Raw genomic sequence first — 19,124 nt, 5'->3', positions numbered from 1 at the left:
GGTACAGGAATGTTATTTATATTATTATGTAACTAAGCAGTTATAATACTTATTTTAAAGTATTCTGTTCTGTTTGTCGAGTTATTTCCTGTTTGGTTTTTCTTTTGACGAAAGATAGTCTAATAATAAGGGCAAGATTATTTTGCCGATTATCTTCGTCTTTTTCGAAACTCACATTAGAATGAATGGATAAGGAGCATTCCTGTAATGAAGAAATTTGAGGTTTGAACAAAAATGAGCCCTCTTGGTATAGTACAGGGTGTCAATGCATTGACCCCGAAATTAAATAAATACCAAGGAGGACTCGTAATGAATTATAATCAAAATCTTAAATTAGCGCAAATCACACCATCCACATTGATAGTAGGAATCGATATTGCCATGGATAAACATGTGGCACGTGCCCAGGATGATCGGGGCGTGGAATTGGGTAAGAAATTGGTCTTTGACAATCGCATACATGGCTTTCAACAGCTTTTAGACTGGATTTCCAGATTGCAGGAGAAAAACAACAAAAGCGAAGTGATTGTTGGTGCAGAACCAACCGGACACTTTTGGCTTGGTTTGGCTTACTATCTAAAAGCCAAAGACATTCGCTTTGTGGTTGTAAATCCAATGCACGTTAAGAAGTCCAAAGAACTTGATGATAACTCACCAACGAAAAATGACACCAAAGATGCGCGCGTTATTGCACAGCTTGTGAAAGATGGGAGATACTCCGTACCAAATCTTCTCGACGGCATTTATGCCGAATTACGGGAAGGGATCAAATTAAGAGATCAACTCATCAAGCAGCTGATGATCATCGAAGGTCGCGTTCAGAATCATATTCAGCGGTACTTTCCGGAATTTGATGACGTCTTTAAAGACTGGTCCGGTAAGACAGCGTTATTCACACTGCGCGAGTTCCCGTTCCCTTATGAGATCCGTCAAATGACTCCGGAAGAAGTGCTGGCAGCGTGGAAAACCGTTATCAAACGCGGCATGGGTATAGAACGGGCAAGGAAATTAGTCAAGAAAGCACAGAAGAGCATTGGCATTGAAATTGGGCTCAGGTTCGCAAGAAAAGAACTACACAGCCTTTTAGACCAGTATGAGCTGTATCAAAATCAGTTAACAGAGTTGGATGAGGAAATCACAGAGCTATTGAAAGATATACCGGGTGCTGAGGAATTGATAAATATTAAGGGGCTTGGTGCCATAACCGTTGCCACGTTCTTTTCTGAAGTAGGGGATCTCACCAAGTATGATCACTCACAACAATTGGTAAACATGGCGGGTTTAACGTTACGGGAACACAGCTCCGGGAGATTGAAAGGGCAAACGAAAATCACCAAACGTGGCAGAAAAAAATTGCGAAAAGCCCTATATCTGGCTGTACGCCCCCTAGTGGCGAGTAACCCGACGTTTAAGGCACTGCATAGGTATTACACTACCCGCCCCAACAATCCGTTAAAGAAACAGCAATCACTTATTGCGTTATGCGGGAAATTAATACGTGTTATGTTCACCATAGGCAAGAAACAATGTGAATTTGATGGAAGCAAGTTACTAAAAGGTTTACCTCAAATAGAATCATTACAGGCTGCTTAGGCTTTATGAACAAAATGGATGGATAAATGCACTTGGAATTCTGGAATTAAACAAACACCAACAATGCAGAGTCGGAGCTTATTTACACCATTCGGGCATATGACCCAGCTAAGGAGCATATCCGACCTCCACCTTGTGGATACGCAGGACGAGGGAATGTGTGGATAACATCCCGTGATACATGGGAGGGTAAGCGACCATAAGAAGCGTGGAGAATGAAGCATGGTCATACCATTTAAGCACCAAATGTTCACAATTTGGCTGATAGGATGGATATACCCCAGTAAGAATATTCTGTATTCCGGGTTGTAAAGGATTAGCTCCAACACATTCCAAAGTGGATGTTTATGAAATTCTAAGAAAACAAGAGCATTTTGAAGATATTTTAATTATATAGAGGGAGGATCTATATGAATATAAAAACAATGCCACTGGGGCCTTTGGGCACAAATTGCTACATTGTTTACGATGACACCACAGCAATCATCGTTGATCCAGGAGGCGATGCAGAAAAAGTAAAGCATTTTTTAGATAGTGAAAAGCTTACACCTGCAGCTATTTTGTTGACACATGCTCACTTCGACCACATAGGTGGAGTGGACGAGCTTAGAAATTATTTTGGAATAGACGTATATCTCCATGAAAAAGAAGCAGATTGGTTAACTGACGCAAAATTGAATGGTTCGTCCCGCTTCATGGGACAAGGAATTATGACAGAGAAGCCAGATCAACTGCTGGAACCCGGTAATAAAGAGATCGGTCCCTTTCGTTTTGAAACTGTTCACACCCCCGGCCACTCTCCCGGGAGTGTAAGTCTGATCTTTCATGATGAAGAGATGGTTTTAAGCGGAGATGTATTGTTCAACCGGGGGATTGGCCGTACTGATTTACCCGGCGGAGATATAAGGGAGTTGGAATGGAGTATTCGAAATGTGCTGTACAGGTTAAAAGACGATTTCGTTGTCTATCCCGGCCACGGCCCTGCAACTACGATAAAAGAGGAAAAAAAGAATAACCCGTTTTTTTCTGTTTGAAATGAAAGAATTTGGAGAGGGATTCATAAAACAAGAGGAATGATTAATTCAGGAAGGCAAAAACCCCTGTCGGAAATAGACAGGGGTTTTGCTGATTAATGTCCGAAACCAGGTACAAGTATAAATTCGGAATACCAGGTAAATCCAACCATAAATACAGTCAGATACGCCGCGAATAAATACATATACATGCGTTCAGATAATTTTAAATAACTTACTGTAAGGAAAAATGCCGTTTGAACAAGGAATAATAAAGATGTTGTATACATGTCACCTACAAAAAACATCACTGTAAATATACCCGTCCAAAAGGCAAGCACACGAAACATTCGCTCCATGCTATCCCCTCCTTCTGGTAACCTTCATTTGTTATTATAAACGAGGAACCTCATCTTGTAAACGAATCTTACTATGCTCTGGAAAGTTTTGCAACATATTTACAGCTTTGGCAGCCTTCAAACATATTCTCTTCCTCTTTCAAATCAATATCCGTAAACAATACTTCAAGCATTCCTTTAATAAATGAGTGGTGCATATTGCATATCATTGTATGGTTGTGTACTGCTACTTCTTTAAAAGGGCAATTGTTAATACTGAATCTGATGCTTTCCATTTCTTCATTGTATTCAAAATTTGGATACATACCAAGCATCGTACCCGCATCCTGCAAGATGGTTAATTTTTGCTTGACAGTTAATTCCTGATTTACCGGCATCTTTTGATAATGCTCCATCACTTTGGTACCATATTCTTTACCTGTCCTGTATAAGGCCTTTCTGCCGGGTTCACCCAAGTCCAGAAAAGATTCCAGTGCGATCGTTGCAAGCATTTTATAATCGCGGTGAGGAAAATTAAGCTCTATTACTTCATCAGAGAGCCGATACAGCCTGCTTGGTCTGCCTCCCTTTCCGCTTTTTTTCGAATAGGATTTAACCATGTTTATATCTTCCAGTTTTGATAAATGTAACCTGGCTACATTTGGGTGAATATCAAATTTTTCCGCTATGTCCACTACACTTACTTCTCTCTGATTTTGGATGATGTGCTGGTAAATATTATATCTTGTAGGATCGCTTAATACATTCGTCACCTTTAATGTTTGTTCCACCTCAATCACCTCTCCAATTGTAATTACTTATATTATAGTAAATATGTTGGGGATGATGGAGGAATTCCTTGAACTGTTGGAATTTGTACACATTTATTTGACAATTATATTAAGATGATTGTTCGGTTAGTAACATATAGGTGATAATGCTGAATTTCGTATGAGTATTTGTAGTGATGTAAAAAGTTAATTGATTATAACGTTCCCTTGGAATAATAGATATTTCTACTGTTCCCGCTGGGAATGTATAATGAACCCTGTCCGGGAGGTGGAGGGAAGGCATTTCCTCTTTCACCATTTCCCATCCCAATTGAAATAGTGATTCAATAATAACATGTTCCACTTGTCTGTCTGTTATGTATATTTCATTTTTATAACTTTGAATACTGGCAGTTACAATAATAATTACTATTGTGATGATCAACATAACATAGGGAAGGAAGAATCCACTGTCATTACTCATAAAAGACAATCGATTTTTCATGCATGTCACCTTCCAAAGTAGTAATATTTATTTGAAAACCATAATCGAGTTCTACTAACTGCATATGTGCCACATCCCGTAAGTATACTTCATGACCTGTACCGTTTAATTGCCTTCGAATGAGATCCTCATACTGTTCAATGGATGCTGTATCTCCATTTTTCAATTCCAAAACAAGTTCGGGGGGATGAGAACAAATTTGGTAGTCTACAGCCTGAATAACTTCATTACGCATATACTGAAAAAATTGCTGGACCGATATATCATTGTAATTATTCTGATCAGCAGCTGCCTGTAGTAAATAGCTCAAAAAAGGCAGGCTGATGGACAATATAGAAACCGCCAGAAGCAAATGAATGAAAGTAAATCCTCTTTCATTTTTTTGGGTAGCCGTAGAGACAAAAGGATTCATTTTCTTTTTTAGCATTTTGCCATTCTGCACATCCTTTCACAAAACCATTTTCACTTTTGAAGGAAAACTCTATTTCTTTCTGCTGAAGGGTTTCAGCAAAATTGGAAGGAAGAGCCGTATCGTCCATCCATAGAAATGATTGCAGTTCATCATGCAGCTTCAGGGTAAAGTTACGTCGTTCACTTAATACTTCCCGTTCAGTTTGTACAAGGGAAATAATCGGCACAATAATACTTACGAAAGTCATGAGAAGTGAAGCAGCAATAAGAATTTCTATAAATGAAAAACCATTACTCTTTTTCAATATAATACCTCCCTTTTCCAAAAGGGAAAACCATCAGGTATGTGTCGTGTCTTGTATGAATATAGATGGTTCTTGGATTTTTCACGGAGCCATAACGATTAAAAGTAATCGTATTATTTGAGTGTGTTTGCACTTCAAGCCCTGTTGGATAACTTCTTCTTATTATTCCACCCTGACTCCCTCTGACAATTTTATAATGATCATCAGCAAACCTGATTGAATACAAAATATCTTCATGTGCCATACTCTGTATAAATAAAACATCTGATTCAATGGTTCGGAAAAAAGCTTTCTCTTCTGCGTTTTGCAGGGCGGACAGGGAAAAGGGGACAACAAGCAGTAGTAGGATCGTTATGATACTTAGTGACAGCAACAGTTCAATCAGGGTGAAACCATTGTCTCTTTTCATTGCGGCGGTGAGACTTCTCCATTGCTATACTCCAAATCGTTTCCATCCGGACAGGTTTGTTGTTCTGTATTGATGTAATCCGCCTCCTCCAGTTTATCCAGGGAGGCTGGATAGTTGCCATTATCAATGTAATAGGCATCAACCTGAGCCTGTACAACTGCAGTCAAGGCATCACAGCCTTTTTCATTAATATTTTCACTGTTTGTATTTAAGTTCGGTACAATCAGAATTATCAATACGGAAATGACCATTAAAACGACAAGCATTTCAATTAATGTGAATCCTCTGTTATTTTTTAGCATTTTTCGCACTCCTTTTATATTGTTTGTATTAATTGAAACATAGGCCACATTAGCGTTATATAGATAAACATAATGAAACCCGCCAAAATGGCAAAAAACAGTGGCTGAATATACGTTATGGCTTTCATAGTTTTTCTTTCTATCTCCTCTGTTAATAATTCTGCGTAAATGCTCAGGTCTCTTTCCAGTGCATCACTGTTTTGCTGATGATGGAATATACCTGTCAACTGTTTTTCCAGCAGGCTGAATTGGGATAAAAGCGATACAATGGGAATTCCTTTGATCAATTCTTCTTTTATTAATAATGAATAATGGGATAGAATCGGGAGTTGTTTTTGATCAGCCATATGCTCGATTATATCCTTATATGGCATGCCCGTTTTCAGCAGTGTACTGAAGTGGGTTGCAAAGTGAAAGGAAGTTTGCAGTTTTACCATTTTCCGGTAAACAGGAATAGATTGTATAACTTTAATTTGTGTTTGTATCTCTAATTTGTCCTTGAAAATCCGCCATCCAAATAAGCTGATAAGCAACAGTATAATAATCAATAGGCCTGCATGAAACAGAAAGTCAATGATAAAAATGGAAAATAAAAGGGAAGACGATGCTTGTGAACTTGATTGGAAAAGGTCAAGGAAAGATGGCAGGACGAACAGTTGTATAACATAAAGCAGCATGAGAAAAATAAATAAAAGGATGAGTGGATATCTGGCTGTTTGCAAAAATTTATTTCTGTATTTGATCCGGCTTTCAAACATGGTTAAACATTTTTGAATACTCCCTTCCAGATCCCCATTGGATTTAACAAAAGATAAATACCCGACAATAGTGTGATGAAAGTTTGCCTGCAAAAACGATGTGTCAATCGATTGGCCATCTTTTAAAGCACGGGATATGATTTCTGCCGGTGTCACCAGCTGTTTATCCCATTTTAAAACCTGCAGTGCTTCCAATAGGGGATATCCAGAGGACAAAAGACGGTTCACCCTTCTTAAAAATATAATTTGGACATTTTCGGAAATGTTATTCTTTCTCCGTTTGATAAATCTCTTTAGAAATATACCCATAAGCAAAAGCCTTCTTTCTTAAATGTTCAAATGTGTGGTAGTTATGCTGTTTTAATGGTTCAGCTCCTTCTAATATATTGGCTAATGATCCGCCGTCCAACAGTTCTAAAATGGCACCTCGTCTACCGGCGTATTTCTGCAGGGAAAGGGGAAGCAGCTGCAAAGATGCAATCGCTATTAAAGACTGCTCCAAATCTGTCCGGCTTAGTCCCATTTCCAGTAAACGGTGAATGGTTCCTTTTGTGTTCCTGGCATGGAGTGTACTGAGTACAAGGTGACCGGTCAATGAGGCATCAAAAGCAAAATGCGCTGTATAGGCATCCCGGATTTCCCCCACCATAATAATATCTGGGTCATGTCTTAAAGCTGCCTTCAGTCCTGTCTGGTAAGTTATTCCCGCCTTCTCATTCACCTGAACCTGCAGGATGTGCTTCATTTGTTTTTCAATCGGGTCTTCCAGTGTGATCGCCTGATAGGATTTTTCTTTTAAAATGGTTTCCAATAAAGCATACAAGGTAGTTGTTTTTCCGCTCCCTGTCGGCCCTGTAAACAAAATAATGCCAGTACGGTGTGATATCCATTTTTTCAGTTTTTTCAACTGACTGGGAAATAGAAAGAGGTGGTCCAGACTGAGATCTTTTTCCTGTGGAAGAATGCGGATTGCCAGACTTTCCCGATCATTAACCGGAAGTGTGGATAATCGCAGGGAAAATAATTGTGTATTCAGCTGATGAGTAAGTACTCCGTTTTGCGGTTTTCGGCTTTCTCCTATATCCATTCCTGAAGTGAATTTATAATAAGTGATCAAATGCTGGTATTGTTCAATTCGCATCGATTGATAACGTGTTCTTTTTCCTTGTATCCGAAAATAAATCTCCGAGCGGTCTTTGAATGGATAAAAGTGGATATCCGAGGCTTGTGCTTGAATGGCTTCGCGGATTAATTTATTGGAAAGTTGAGCAGCATCGCTCATGCGGTTGCTCACCTCCTTATGCAATTTGGGCTGTCATAATACAATATTCGACATACATCCTTTAATCCCTTCTTTTTTTATATAAAAATAAAATAAATCGAATACCTGAACCCAGCGGAGGTTATCCTATACATAAGGAAATGGGGTGATATCTATTTCAGCAAACGATTATCTAAAATTCATGACAGAACAAGTTATAAGCTATATTGATTTACCGTCAGAAGAAAGAAAGAGAAGAAAAAAGGAACAAAAAAACAACCATCGATTGTATTCAAACCGATGGCTTGGAATCCTGCCATTTGCATTCCGCATATGGATCAGAAGAACGGATTAGCAGGTATCTCCCCGTGGAGTGCCTGCTTTCATTATTTATTTTATACTTTCTTCCGCCAAATAAAATAATCCACCGTTAATCACTTCATAAGACACCATGGGATGGTACCTGTCCAAAAGTTCTTTCTTTTCTTTTTCGATTTGTTGTTGTTCTTCCTCGTTTTTTGTGTCATAAAAATGTTCAAGCAAGGTGAGTTCTTCGTTAAGCAGATTAAATGATTCCTGTGCCCATTCGTGAGTTTGGTTTTCTATATAATGATCAATAACAGATTCAATTCTTTTAAATCCACTTTTTATTTTAATCAATGGGGAAATGGTATAACAATAATCCGATATGGTTGGCTTTAGTGTATAAGTATTTAAAATATCCATCATTTCCACTTTCATCATGCCGTTTACCAAATGAAGGCCGACGGAAAACAGTTCATCCCGTTTATGCTGTCCTTTATAGCTTACCTTTAAATTAATGACAAGCCATGGATATAGCGCCGTATTTGTAACGGTGTTTACGGATTGAAATAATTTTGTGTATTTTTCATTCATTCGCAAATGGTTGATGATTTGCTGTAACCTCGGGCTGCCGAAATGTATCCATTCGGCTTTTGGATCACTTTTTGAGGGATTGGTGTTTAAGCTTAATTGCATCGGTTCTCCGGGTTGTCCCATTTTTTTTATATAATGCCAATAGAAGGGGCGGTTCATTAAAGCTCTGTCCATGTCTTCTGTCAGCTTTATACGAAGTACGCCGTCATGATTGGATAAAATTTCACAATGATGAGCAGTAAAATAGTTAAATAAAAAGGCGTTTAAATCATTAATTGCCATATTGTTCATGCTCCTTTGCCTCTTCATAGTGATGTTGTATGATGGAAGAAAGGTTATCCAGTTTAATCCTCGCTTCTCCAACGGAAGCAGAATCATTAAAAATCGTTCTGACTTCCTTTTCCATATTCTCTATATCCAGTTCGGCCAATATATCATCCAGTTGTCCGATCACTTGTTCAAAAAGTTGGATCTTCTCATACAATAAAGACATAATGTGTTCTTCTACTGTATCTTTGATGGCGAAATTATAAATGTGCACATCATTTTTCTGACCGTATCTGTGAATACGTCCAATTCTTTGCTCCAGCCGCATCGGATTCCATGGCAAGTCATAGTTAATCATGTGGCTGCAAAACTGCAGGTTGATTCCTTCTCCTCCAGCTTCTGTTGCGATCAGCACCTGGGCATGATTTTGAAATAACTGACGCATCCAGTCTTTTTTGCCTTTTTTAAAACCGCCTCTAAACGGAACGGATGAAATACCATGCTGCTGAAGATACCATTGTAAATATAGTTGGGTAGCTCTGTACTCCGTAAATATTATTACTTTTTCGTCACCTGTTTCCTTGATTAATTCTACTGCTTTTTCAGCTTTTGTGTGGTGAGGAAGCTGTTCAATCCGGCTTATAATTTCATTGATATGATCATTTTCCTCTGTCTGTTCAGCAGATTTTTTCAACGATAAATAACAGGCTTCCCTGGATGAACATAATTCTCTTAAAAAGGTGATCTTTGAAAAAGATGAATACGACCGTATATTATTTTCCAACTGGGAATAGACCATTTTCTCTTCCTCGGAAAATTCTAACCAAACTGTATTAATATGACGTTTAGTATCACTGAAATGGGTATCTTTACGGGTGTTACGAACCATTACCTTTTGAACCAGCTGTTTTAAATAGGCATCTTCTTTTATCTTATTCCGGTGGTTTCCATATTTTTTGATAAAAGAATCGTAGTTTCCCAAATGTCCCGGCTTTAAAATTGAAACCAAATTAAATATTTCAATCAGCTTATTTTGAACAGGTGTAGCTGTAAGCAGCAGACAATACTTTTTTTTCAGGGAGCGGACAAACTGATAATTTTTCGTTTTATGGTTTTTCAATTTATGTGCTTCATCTATAATAATAAGATCGTAGTCTATATCCAGAATTTGTTCTCTGTGCGGAGAACGTTTTGCTGTATCAATGGAGGAAATCATAATGTCGACTTGTTCCCATGCATAATTTTTCCTGTGGCCAACAGCAGGAATGAAAAATTTTCCGTTCAATTCTTTTTCCCACTGATTCACAAGGGAAGCAGGAACTAGAATCAGTATTTTTTTAGCGAGGCCCCGCACCATATATTCCTTTAGTATAAGACCGGCCTCAATCGTCTTCCCGAGTCCAACCTCATCTGCGAGTATTGCTCTGCCGTTCATCTGGTCAATTACCTGGTTTGCACAGTTTATCTGATGTTCCATAATTTCCAGATGAGGCAGATAATCAAGTGATCGCAAGCCGTTAAAATTGCTGCTCATTGTGGTTAATTCAGCTTCATAAGTCATTTGAAACAGCTCCCAAGGAGAAAGCCTTTCTCCCTTATCCAAACGATGCTGAAGCTCGTCAATAAAATCTTTATCTTTATGAAGATGGATAGAATGCATAGCTATCTTCCTTTTTCAGATGATGGTAAACCTCTACTTAATGTTTCTTTTCTATGGTATAATAGGCCATAACAAAACAGATTTTTCACTTTAACGTTATGTTAGTATTGCCAAGGTGAGCATTTTTATTATTAATAATAGCGAATGATTGCAAGGGGAGAGATTACTGTTGAAGTTTAACAGTAACGCCGAAGGAGCAAGCAGAAATGTGAATCTCTCAGGCAAAAAGACTCTTGCGGGACGCGCCTCTGGAGAGTGTTTACATAGGTAAACCACCCACGAAGCAAATACCCGGAAGGAATATACATTTTGGGTATGCAACTTTCTGGTTTAAGGACAGAGATTTCATGAGTAAACTTAGTGAAATCTCTGTTTTTCTATGATTTTTATATTGAATTGGAAAGGAGCTAACAAATGACTAATTTAAAGCGAACACCCATTTTCCCGGAATATGAAAAACTAAACGCAAAAACCATTGATTTTGGTGGCTGGGAATTGCCCGTACAGTTTTCCGGCATTAAAGAAGAACATTATGCAACAAGAAATCATGCCGGTCTATTTGATGTTTCTCATATGGGGGAGATCACGGTGAAAGGGCCAAAGAGCCTGGAGTTCCTCCAGAAAATGGTAACCCAAGACGTCTCAAAGTCGACACCAAACCGTGCACAGTACACGTTTATGTGCAATGAAAACGGGGGAACTGTTGATGATTTTCTGATTTATATGATAGGGGAGGACGATTATTTACTAGTTGTAAATGCGGCAAACACAGAAAAAGATTATGAATGGCTTCTTAAGAATAATGATTACACAGAAGACGAGGTAGAAATAAAAAATGTTTCGGAAGACTATGCACAGCTTGCTCTGCAAGGACCAAAAGCAGAAGCTATTTTGCAATCGTTAACAGAAACGGATCTAAAGAGTATAAGGTTTTTCCGATTCAATCAGGAAGTTGTATTCGGTACACTGAATTCTCCTGCTTTAGTTTCCCGTACAGGCTATACCGGCGAAGATGGTTTTGAAATTTATATAGACAAAGACCTCGGCAGAGAGCTCTGGAAAATGATTCTTGAAGCAGGTGAGGGTAAGGGGTTGAAACCAGTAGGCTTAGGCGCCCGGGATACCCTGCGTTTTGAAGCAAACCTTCCATTATACGGCCAGGAGATTTCAGAAAGTATTTCACCTGTGGAAGCCGGCATGGCCTTTGCTGTAAAAGTGAATAAAGATGAAGATTTTATTGGAAAAGAAATCTTGAAAAAACAAATAAATAATGGCCCTGACAGGAAATTGGCAGGTATAGAGATGATTGATAAAGGAATTCCGAGAACCGGTTATGAAATATTGGATGGAGAAAAGGAAATAGGGTTCGTTACTTCCGGAACACAATCGCCGACACTGAAAAAAAACATCGGCCTTGTTCTCGTGGATTCATCTTATGCAGAACCAGGAACTGAATTTAGTGTAAAGGTTAGAAAAAGAAAATTAATGGCGAAAGTAATCGAAACACCATTCTTAAAAAAATAGATCGCTTAAATTAGGGAGGTAAAAAAATGGAATTTCGTTATTTGCCGATGACCGAAACCGATAAAAAGGAAATGCTGGAAAAGATCGGCGTATCATCTACAGACGAACTGTTTTCAGATATTCCAAAAGAAGTTAGGCTGGAGAGGGAATTAAACCTTCAAAAACCAGCCAGTGAATATGAGCTGAAAAAAGAACTGACAGAAATGGCAGGAAAAAATGCTAATTTAACAGAATATCGTTCTTTTTTAGGCGCTGGTGTTTATGATCATTATATTCCGTCCGTCGTTGACCATGTTATTTCCAGGCAGGAATTCTATACTGCTTACACACCTTACCAGCCGGAAATTACACAAGGTGAATTGCAGGCTATGTTCGAGTTCCAGACAATGATTTCTGAATTAACTGCCATGCCTATCGTCAACTCTTCTTTGTATGACGGGGGAACAGCTGTAGTTGAAGCTGTGCACTTGAGTACAGCCCAGACGAAACGCAAAAAAGTACTCGTTTCTGCTGCCTTACATCCTGAACACCGTCAACTTGTTAAAACAGCTGCAAACGGGAAGAAGCTTGAAATTGTAGAGATTGATTACAAGGACGGTGTTACTGACCTTGAACATCTGGAAAAGGAGCTTGATGAAGATACTGCTGCAGTATTAGTACAATATCCTAACTTCTTCGGTCAGATCGAGCCACTGGAAGAAATAAATAAACTTATAAAGGCGCAAAAGAAAACCATGTTTATTGCTTCCAGTAACCCTCTTTCTCTTGGGTATTTAACGCCTCCAGGAGAATTTGAAGCTGATATTGTCGTTGGGGATACACAAGTATTTGGTATTCCGGCGCAATTGGGCGGACCGCATTGCGGCTACTTTGCAACGACTAAAAAGCTAATGCGTAAAGTACCAGGACGTTTTGTTGGTCAAACAACTGATGAAGATGGCCAACGTGGGTTTGTTTTAGCATTACAGACAAGAGAACAGCATATCAGGCGCGAGAAAGCAACATCTAACATTACATCCAACCAGGCCTTAAATGCTGTGGCCAGTTCAGCTGCAATGAGTGCTCTTGGTAAGAACGGTGTGAAAGAAATGGCAAAGTTAAATATGCAAAAGGCAAGATATACCAAACAAAAGTTGGCAGCAGCTAACTTACCAGCTGTATTTAATGGTACATTTTTCAATGAATTTGTAATTAAACTGTCCAAGCCGGTTGATGTTGTAAACAAGGCGTTATTTGAGAAAGGGTTTATCGGCGGATTTGATCTTGGCAAAGTATATCCGGAATTAGAAAACCATATGCTGATCGCTACTACTGAAATCCGCTCCAAAGACGAAATCGATGCATTCGTAAAAGAAATGGGGGATATCAATGGCTAAAGAAAACTTTCCATTAATTTTTGAACGAAGCAAGGAAGGCAGATCGGGCTATAATCTGCCAGCACTTGATGTTCCTGAAGTCAACCTTGAAGAAGAAATTGAGGAAACATATATACGTCAAGTTGATGCGGCACTTCCTGAAGTTGATGAATTGGAATTAATGCGGCATTACACTGGGCTGTCCAATCGCAACTTCGGTATACTTTCCGGATTTTATCCGTTGGGGTCTTGTACAATGAAATACAATCCAGTGGTTAACGAAGATATCGCCCGACTTCCCGGATTTAGTCATATCCATCCATATCAGGATCCAAAAACAATTCAAGGTGCACTTGAATTGATGTATGACTTGCAAGTACATCTTGAAGAAATCACAGGAATGCATGAAATTACTTTACAGCCAGCTGCCGGTTCACAAGGTGAGTGGACATCACTCATGATGATTAAAGCATTTCACGAAGCGAATGGTGATCACCATCGGAATGAAGTTATTGTTCCTGATTCAGCACATGGTACAAACCCTGCTTCTGCAGCAGTTGCCGGATTTAAGGTTGTTGAAGTTAAGTCAAATGAAAATGGACTCGTTGACGTTGACGATCTAAAACGTGTAGTAAGTGAAAATACAGCAGCATTGATGTTAACAAATCCAAACACATTAGGTTTATTTGAAACAGAAATCGTTGAAATGGCAGAAATAGTTCATGGTGTGGGCGGTAAATTATTCTATGATGGCGCCAATCTAAACGCTATTATGGGCTATAGTCGACCTGGAGACATGGGATTTGACGCAGTACACCTGAACCTTCATAAAACATTTACCGGACCACATGGGGGCGGCGGACCTGGCTCCGGTCCAATCGGGGTTTCGGAAGAACTGGCACCGTTCCTGCCAAAACCGGTAATACGTAAAAATGATGGTATGTATGATTTTGACTACAACCTTCCACAATCCATCGGTATGGTGAAAGGTTACTACGGAAACTTTGGTATTAATGTTCGTGCTTATACGTATATCCGTACCATGGGGGCAGAAGGGTTAAAGAAAGCCAGTGAGTATGCTGTACTTAATGCAAACTACCTGATGCGCAGCCTTGAAAAAGAATATGAACTTCCATTTACACAACATTGTAAACACGAGTTTGTCCTGTCTGGTAATAAACAAAAGAAACTTGGCGTAAAGACATTAAATATCGCCAAACGTCTTTTGGATCTGGGAATACATCCGCCGACTGTTTACTTCCCGTTAATTGTAGAAGAAGCTATGATGGTCGAGCCTACGGAAACTGAATCGAAGGAAACATTGGATCATTTCATCGATGTCATGCTTCAAATTGCGGATGAAGCGAAGAACAATCCGGAAATTGTTCAAGAAGCTCCACATCACACAGCTGTTAAACGCCTGGACGAAGCAACTGCATCACGTAAACCGGTTTTACGCGCTCAATTAGAAGGCTAACTTTAGCGAATGGAAGAAAGAAAAACATGAAAAAGATTGAACTCATGTTGTCGTAATTTGGATGTTTATCTGCACATAACTGTTAAAAGTAAATCGAAGTACAGCTAACAAAATTTTTCCGGGTCAACCGGAAAAATTTAAACAAAAAACTCCTGAGCTAATGAACAGCTCAGGAGTTTTTGAATCTTTATTTTTTTACTTTTATTTTCCCTGTCCATTTTTTAAATCCGCCTTTGAGTGTATTTATATCCTCATAGCCTTTTTTTCGCAGCAGTTGTGCTGCTCTGGCGGACCTGGAACCTCTTTGGCAGTATAAATAGACCGGCTTGTCTTTTCTCAATTCCACCAAACGTTGTTTCATCTGGGTAACAGGAATATTCCTGGCTCCGAGAATATGCCCTCTCTCAAATTCCTGCGGTTCCCGCACATCAATTAATTGGGCTTTTCTATAGCCTTCCCGAAATTGATCCTCAGTTAAAACTTTTAAATAACTCTTTTGTCTATAATAGCGAAAAACCATTACTGCTATAAAAATTACAAGTGCCAAGATAAGAATTTCCATACATTTCCCCCATTTATTTAACTGCCTGTATTTCCATTATAGGATGAAGCCTATTATTTTTCAAAACTTTTATCTATGTGCTACAATTACTTTCTGTCTGCCTCGTTTTTTAGTGGATAAAAGTCAGATTTCATTGAGAGGCAATAATAGAATAACAAAATTTGTCCACCACCCAATCTTTGCAAAAAAATCTCTTTTATAATTAATTGAGACTTTAAGCTCACTTTATCATCGTTTTACATAGAATATCATGGAATTTCTTTTTTGACAGAACCATTGAAATTTGCTTTTAAACACAATATATAGTGTTCTTCATAAAAAATAATTCAATATATTGTTTTGGAATGATTAATTGTGGTAATGTATTACTAAACGGTTAAAAACACTAACTAGACAATGATAACCAATAAAGGAGTGTGCATATGTCGACAATTGTTGAAGCCAACAAGCGTATAAATGTACAAGCATTGAATCAGGATATTAAACTATTTCCGCAGGTACACCCTATTACCGAAGATATGAAATTAAGTCATAAAGGGGTATCCCGCCTTGTTATGCTCGATCGGTATGCCTTTAAGGACACGGAAAAGAAAACACTCAAAGAAGGGGATTTTGTTGTATTAACAGTAAAAGCTGACCCTAAATTCCCCGCCAGAGGGCTTGGATTCGTAAAATCGATTGACTGGTTTAATAAAGAGGCGGAAATACAAGTGGACAGTGAGTATGTATCCGTTCTGGACCAGGATGAGGAAGCCAAAACAGGGATTGTAAAACGCAAGCTCGATGTGATTGATAAACCACTTGAAATTTTTTATGAACAAATTGCAAAAAGAAATGCACAGGGACTCTCCGCTGTAGAAACTTCAGAAGTAAAGCAGCAGGAATGGTTCAGCAAATTCAATGATGAACTCAGCAATATGAACTTTATCCCGGCAGGAAGGGTCCTTTATGGTGCCGGCGCTGATACGGAAGTAACCTATTTCAATTGTTATGTCATGCCATATATTAAGGATTCCCGTGAAGGCATTTCCGACCACCGGAAAAAAGTAATGGAAATTATGTCTAGAGGCGGGGGAGTGGGAACAAACGGATCTACACTCCGTCCGCGGAATACACTGGCCAGAGGGGTAAACGGAAAATCTTCCGGATCTGTATCTTGGCTTGATGATATTGCAAAACTTACGCATTTGGTTGAACAGGGTGGTTCAAGACGTGGAGCTCAAATGATCATGCTCGTGGACTCTCATCCGGACATTATTGAATTCATTATTTCCAAAATGCAAAACCCAAGAATTTTACGCTTCCTGATCGAAAATACAGAGGATGAACAAATCAGACGAATGGCAAAAGAAAAACTGAAGTTTACACCATTAACGGATACGGAAGCGGACCTTTACCAGGGAGTCGTCAATTATAGAAATATGCCCGGATCCGGAGGTTTTACAAATGCTGCCATCGGGGAAGCAGAAGAAAAGTTGCGGACGGGCGGAACATACTCCGTGCACAATCCGGAGTTTTTGACCGGCGCAAATATTTCTGTGTGCCTAACCAATGAATTTATGGAAGCAGTGGAAAATGATGATTATTACGATCTTCGGTTCCCGGACGTGGAAAATTATACGAAGGAAGAAATGGAAGCATATAATGAAAAATGGCATGATGTTGGCGATGTAAGAAAATGGGAAGAAATGGGTTACGGTGTACGTGTATACCGACGTGTAAAAGCGAAAGAACTGTGGAATTTAATAAATATTTGTGCCACTTATTCTGCAGAACCCGGTATTTTCTTTATTGATAATGCCAACGACATGACAAATGCCAAAGCATATGGGGATCAGGTAGTAGCAACAAACCCATGTGGGGAACAACCGCTCGCCCCTTATTCTGTCTGTAATTTAGCTGCCGTTAACCTGGCCGAGATGGCAAATAAAGCAACAAAACAGGTTAATACAGAAAAGTTAAAGCAGACAGTGAGAACCGGGGTGCGCATGCAGGATAATGTGATTGATGCAACTCCGTATTTCCTGGAAGAAAATAAAAAGCAGGCACTTGGTGAAAGACGAATTGGCCTTGGTGTAATGGGGCTTCACGATTTATTAATATATTGCGAAACAGCGTATGGATCAAAAGAAGGTAATAAGCTCGTTGATGAAATATTTGAAACGATTGCAACTACTGCCTATAGAGAATCCATTGAACTGGCAAAAGAAAAAGGAAGTTTCCCATTCCTGGTTGGCGATACAGAAGAAGAAACAAAAGAATTGCGTGAAGCATTCATTAATACCGGTTATATGAAAAAAATGCCTGAGGATATAAGAGAGGGTGTAATTAAACATGGAATCCGAAATTCCCATCTGTTAACTGTTGCCCCTACGGGAAGCACCGGTACTATGGTAGGTGTCAGCACGGGGTTGGAACCATATTTTTCCTTTTCTTATTACAGAAGCGGCCGACTCGGCAAATTTATAGAAGTAAAAGCAGATATCGTTCAGGAATACTTGGACAATAATCCGGAGGCAGATCCGGATAATCTACCGGACTGGTTTATAACTGCCATGGATCTCGAGCCGGAAGCACATGCTGATACACAGTGTGTCATTCAGCGCTGGGTCGACAGTTCCATATCCAAAACAGTAAATGCACCAAAAGGCTATTCTGTGGAGCAGGTGGAAAATGTATACCAGCGTCTCTACAACGGTGGTGCAAAAGGCGGGACCGTTTATGTTGATGGAAGCCGTGATACGCAGGTCCTGACTTTAAAAGCGGAAGAAAACTCCTTTGGGGAGCAAACAGAGCTGTTTGAAAAGTCGGATTCTCCAAAGGTTGTATTGATGGATACAATACAGGAATTGGAAAAAACAGATGTTACCATCGGTTCTGAAATTGGTGACACCTGCCCTGTCTGCAGAGAAGGAAGCATAGAAGATATCGGCGGATGCAATACCTGTACAAACTGTAATGCCCAGCTGAAATGCGGGCTGTAATAAGCGTCTAAAAGAGGCAATGCCAATTGTGTCAAACCAAAAGCAAAGTGGGGGTTTGAAGCAAAGAGGTTGCCTCTTTTCTTTTTGGGCATTTAAGTATATCCCATTCATGCTGCCCATCTGAGCAATTGATGTATTTGTTGTAAAATCAGGGCCGTGTTCACAGCAAATACTTGTTTAAAGGAAGCTTTTACGTTATGCTCGAGACAGCAACAATGTTGCACTTGATAAAAATTATTGAAATGAGGAGATGCTATGCCTACACCAAGTATGGAAGATTACATAGAACAAATATACAATCTGATAGAATCCAAGGGATATGCCAGAGTATCCGATATCGCAGAAGCGCTGCAGGTGCACCCTTCATCTGTTACAAAAATGGTGCAAAAGCTGGACAAGGACGATTATTTAAATTATGAAAAGTACAGAGGGCTTATCCTGACACCTAAAGGAAATAAGATAGGAAAACGGCTTGTTTTCCGTCATGAGCTGCTAGAAGAATTTCTTGAAATCATTGGTGTAAATAAAGAAAATATATATGAAGACGTAGAGGGTATTGAACATCATTTAAGCTGGAACTCGATTGACCGGATTGGTGACCTTGTAAACTACTTTAAAGAAGATGAGACAAGAATAGATTACTTAAGAAAAATTCAGATGGAAAGCGAGAAATGATAAAAGGAAAATGGCAAAAACGGATTAACCTACATTTTTTATTGTTCTAAATCATTCT

General features: G+C 39.1%; 20 protein-coding genes and 1 riboswitch. Of the genes, 8 read left to right on the top strand and 12 right to left on the bottom strand.

The genetic code is table 11. The features are described from left to right. Positions 1-309 precede the first annotated feature (309 nt). Positions 310-1,593: an IS110 family RNA-guided transposase gene (locus ACZ42C_RS05315; protein WP_464891332.1), complete on the top strand. Its 1,284-nt coding sequence runs from the start codon at positions 310-312 to the stop codon at positions 1,591-1,593. Between the two features lie 410 nt (positions 1,594-2,003). Next, positions 2,004-2,627, top strand: a complete 624-nt coding sequence (locus tag ACZ42C_RS05310; RefSeq protein ID WP_461180547.1) for an MBL fold metallo-hydrolase — start codon at positions 2,004-2,006, stop codon at positions 2,625-2,627. A 95-nt stretch (positions 2,628-2,722) separates the two neighbouring features. Here ACZ42C_RS05310 and ACZ42C_RS05305 read toward each other — a convergent pair whose 3' ends face one another. From ACZ42C_RS05305 to comGA, 9 genes are all read right to left on the bottom strand, one after another. Continuing rightward, complete coding sequence (locus tag ACZ42C_RS05305) at positions 2,723-2,965, bottom strand: DUF2626 domain-containing protein (protein WP_461180548.1); 243 nt, start codon at positions 2,963-2,965, stop codon at positions 2,723-2,725. 71 nt (positions 2,966-3,036) lie between these two features. Further along, positions 3,037-3,735 (bottom strand): helix-turn-helix transcriptional regulator, encoded by a 699-nt coding sequence (locus tag ACZ42C_RS05300; RefSeq protein WP_461180549.1) that lies wholly within the window; start codon positions 3,733-3,735, stop codon positions 3,037-3,039. Between the two features lie 109 nt (positions 3,736-3,844). Then, on the bottom strand, positions 3,845-4,219 hold the full coding sequence (locus ACZ42C_RS05295) for a hypothetical protein (RefSeq protein ID WP_461180550.1): 375 nt from the start codon (positions 4,217-4,219) through the stop codon (positions 3,845-3,847). Further along, complete coding sequence (locus ACZ42C_RS05290) at positions 4,191-4,646, bottom strand: competence type IV pilus minor pilin ComGF (protein WP_461180551.1); 456 nt, start codon at positions 4,644-4,646, stop codon at positions 4,191-4,193. The genes ACZ42C_RS05295 and ACZ42C_RS05290 overlap by 29 nt, the downstream gene beginning before the upstream one ends. After that, entirely contained in the window at positions 4,594-4,935 is a 342-nt protein-coding gene (locus tag ACZ42C_RS05285; protein WP_461180552.1) for a hypothetical protein, read from the bottom strand. Before ACZ42C_RS05285 ends, ACZ42C_RS05290 begins: the two co-directional genes overlap by 53 nt. Continuing rightward, positions 4,922-5,344, bottom strand: a complete 423-nt coding sequence (comGD, locus tag ACZ42C_RS05280; protein ID WP_461180553.1) for a competence type IV pilus minor pilin ComGD — start codon at positions 5,342-5,344, stop codon at positions 4,922-4,924. The genes ACZ42C_RS05285 and comGD overlap by 14 nt, the downstream gene beginning before the upstream one ends. Next, a complete protein-coding gene (gene comGC, locus ACZ42C_RS05275; protein WP_461180554.1) occupies positions 5,341-5,646 on the bottom strand; it encodes a competence type IV pilus major pilin ComGC in 306 nt (101 codons plus the stop codon). The genes comGD and comGC overlap by 4 nt, the downstream gene beginning before the upstream one ends. 14 nt (positions 5,647-5,660) lie before the next feature. After that, entirely contained in the window at positions 5,661-6,713 is a 1,053-nt protein-coding gene (gene comGB / locus ACZ42C_RS05270) for a competence type IV pilus assembly protein ComGB (protein WP_461180555.1), read from the bottom strand. Continuing rightward, positions 6,670-7,686 carry a competence type IV pilus ATPase ComGA gene (gene comGA / locus ACZ42C_RS05265; protein ID WP_461180556.1) on the bottom strand — a complete coding sequence of 339 codons (1,017 nt, stop codon included), beginning with the start codon at positions 7,684-7,686 and terminating at the stop codon, positions 6,670-6,672. The genes comGB and comGA overlap by 44 nt, the downstream gene beginning before the upstream one ends. A gap of 145 nt (positions 7,687-7,831) precedes the next feature. Between comGA and ACZ42C_RS05260 the strand changes: the two genes are divergently transcribed. After that, the gene (locus tag ACZ42C_RS05260; RefSeq protein ID WP_461180557.1) at positions 7,832-8,020 is read left to right on the top strand and encodes a YqzE family protein; all 189 of its coding nucleotides are present in this window, start codon (positions 7,832-7,834) and stop codon (positions 8,018-8,020) included. A gap of 35 nt (positions 8,021-8,055) precedes the next feature. Here the strand turns inward: ACZ42C_RS05260 and ACZ42C_RS05255 are convergent, their stop codons facing one another. Continuing rightward, positions 8,056-8,853, bottom strand: a complete 798-nt coding sequence (locus tag ACZ42C_RS05255; protein ID WP_461180558.1) for a YqhG family protein — start codon at positions 8,851-8,853, stop codon at positions 8,056-8,058. Then, positions 8,834-10,489 carry a DEAD/DEAH box helicase gene (locus ACZ42C_RS05250; protein ID WP_461180559.1) on the bottom strand — a complete coding sequence of 552 codons (1,656 nt, stop codon included), beginning with the start codon at positions 10,487-10,489 and terminating at the stop codon, positions 8,834-8,836. The genes ACZ42C_RS05255 and ACZ42C_RS05250 overlap by 20 nt, the downstream gene beginning before the upstream one ends. A gap of 144 nt (positions 10,490-10,633) precedes the next feature. Further along, a riboswitch (glycine riboswitch) is annotated at positions 10,634-10,732 on the top strand. A 171-nt stretch (positions 10,733-10,903) separates the two neighbouring features. Here ACZ42C_RS05250 and gcvT point away from each other — a divergent pair. Genes gcvT through gcvPB form a run of 3 tightly spaced genes read left to right on the top strand, consistent with a single transcriptional unit; the run spans position 10,904 to position 14,845 of the window. Beyond that, the gene (gcvT, locus tag ACZ42C_RS05245) at positions 10,904-12,013 is read left to right on the top strand and encodes a glycine cleavage system aminomethyltransferase GcvT (RefSeq protein ID WP_461180560.1); all 1,110 of its coding nucleotides are present in this window, start codon (positions 10,904-10,906) and stop codon (positions 12,011-12,013) included. 26 nt (positions 12,014-12,039) lie between these two features. Then, complete coding sequence (gene gcvPA / locus ACZ42C_RS05240) at positions 12,040-13,389, top strand: aminomethyl-transferring glycine dehydrogenase subunit GcvPA (protein ID WP_461180561.1); 1,350 nt, start codon at positions 12,040-12,042, stop codon at positions 13,387-13,389. Further along, on the top strand, positions 13,382-14,845 hold the full coding sequence (gcvPB, locus tag ACZ42C_RS05235) for an aminomethyl-transferring glycine dehydrogenase subunit GcvPB (RefSeq protein ID WP_461180562.1): 1,464 nt from the start codon (positions 13,382-13,384) through the stop codon (positions 14,843-14,845). The genes gcvPA and gcvPB overlap by 8 nt, the downstream gene beginning before the upstream one ends. Before the next feature lie 187 nt (positions 14,846-15,032). Here the strand turns inward: gcvPB and ACZ42C_RS05230 are convergent, their stop codons facing one another. Continuing rightward, positions 15,033-15,407: a rhodanese-like domain-containing protein gene (locus tag ACZ42C_RS05230; protein ID WP_461180563.1), complete on the bottom strand. Its 375-nt coding sequence runs from the start codon at positions 15,405-15,407 to the stop codon at positions 15,033-15,035. A 422-nt stretch (positions 15,408-15,829) separates the two neighbouring features. On the opposite strand from ACZ42C_RS05230, the gene ACZ42C_RS05225 reads away from it, so the two are divergent. Together ACZ42C_RS05225 and mntR are read left to right on the top strand one after the other, a co-directional pair. Beyond that, on the top strand, positions 15,830-18,391 hold the full coding sequence (locus ACZ42C_RS05225; protein WP_461180564.1) for a vitamin B12-dependent ribonucleotide reductase: 2,562 nt from the start codon (positions 15,830-15,832) through the stop codon (positions 18,389-18,391). A gap of 255 nt (positions 18,392-18,646) precedes the next feature. Then, positions 18,647-19,066, top strand: a complete 420-nt coding sequence (mntR, locus tag ACZ42C_RS05220) for a transcriptional regulator MntR (protein WP_461180565.1) — start codon at positions 18,647-18,649, stop codon at positions 19,064-19,066. Positions 19,067-19,124: the final 58 nt, after the last annotated feature.

It is taken from the genome of Virgibacillus kimchii, assembly GCF_055379185.1.
The sequence above is the reverse complement of the archived record's forward strand: the minus strand, read 5'-3'. Positions and strand labels throughout refer to the sequence as shown.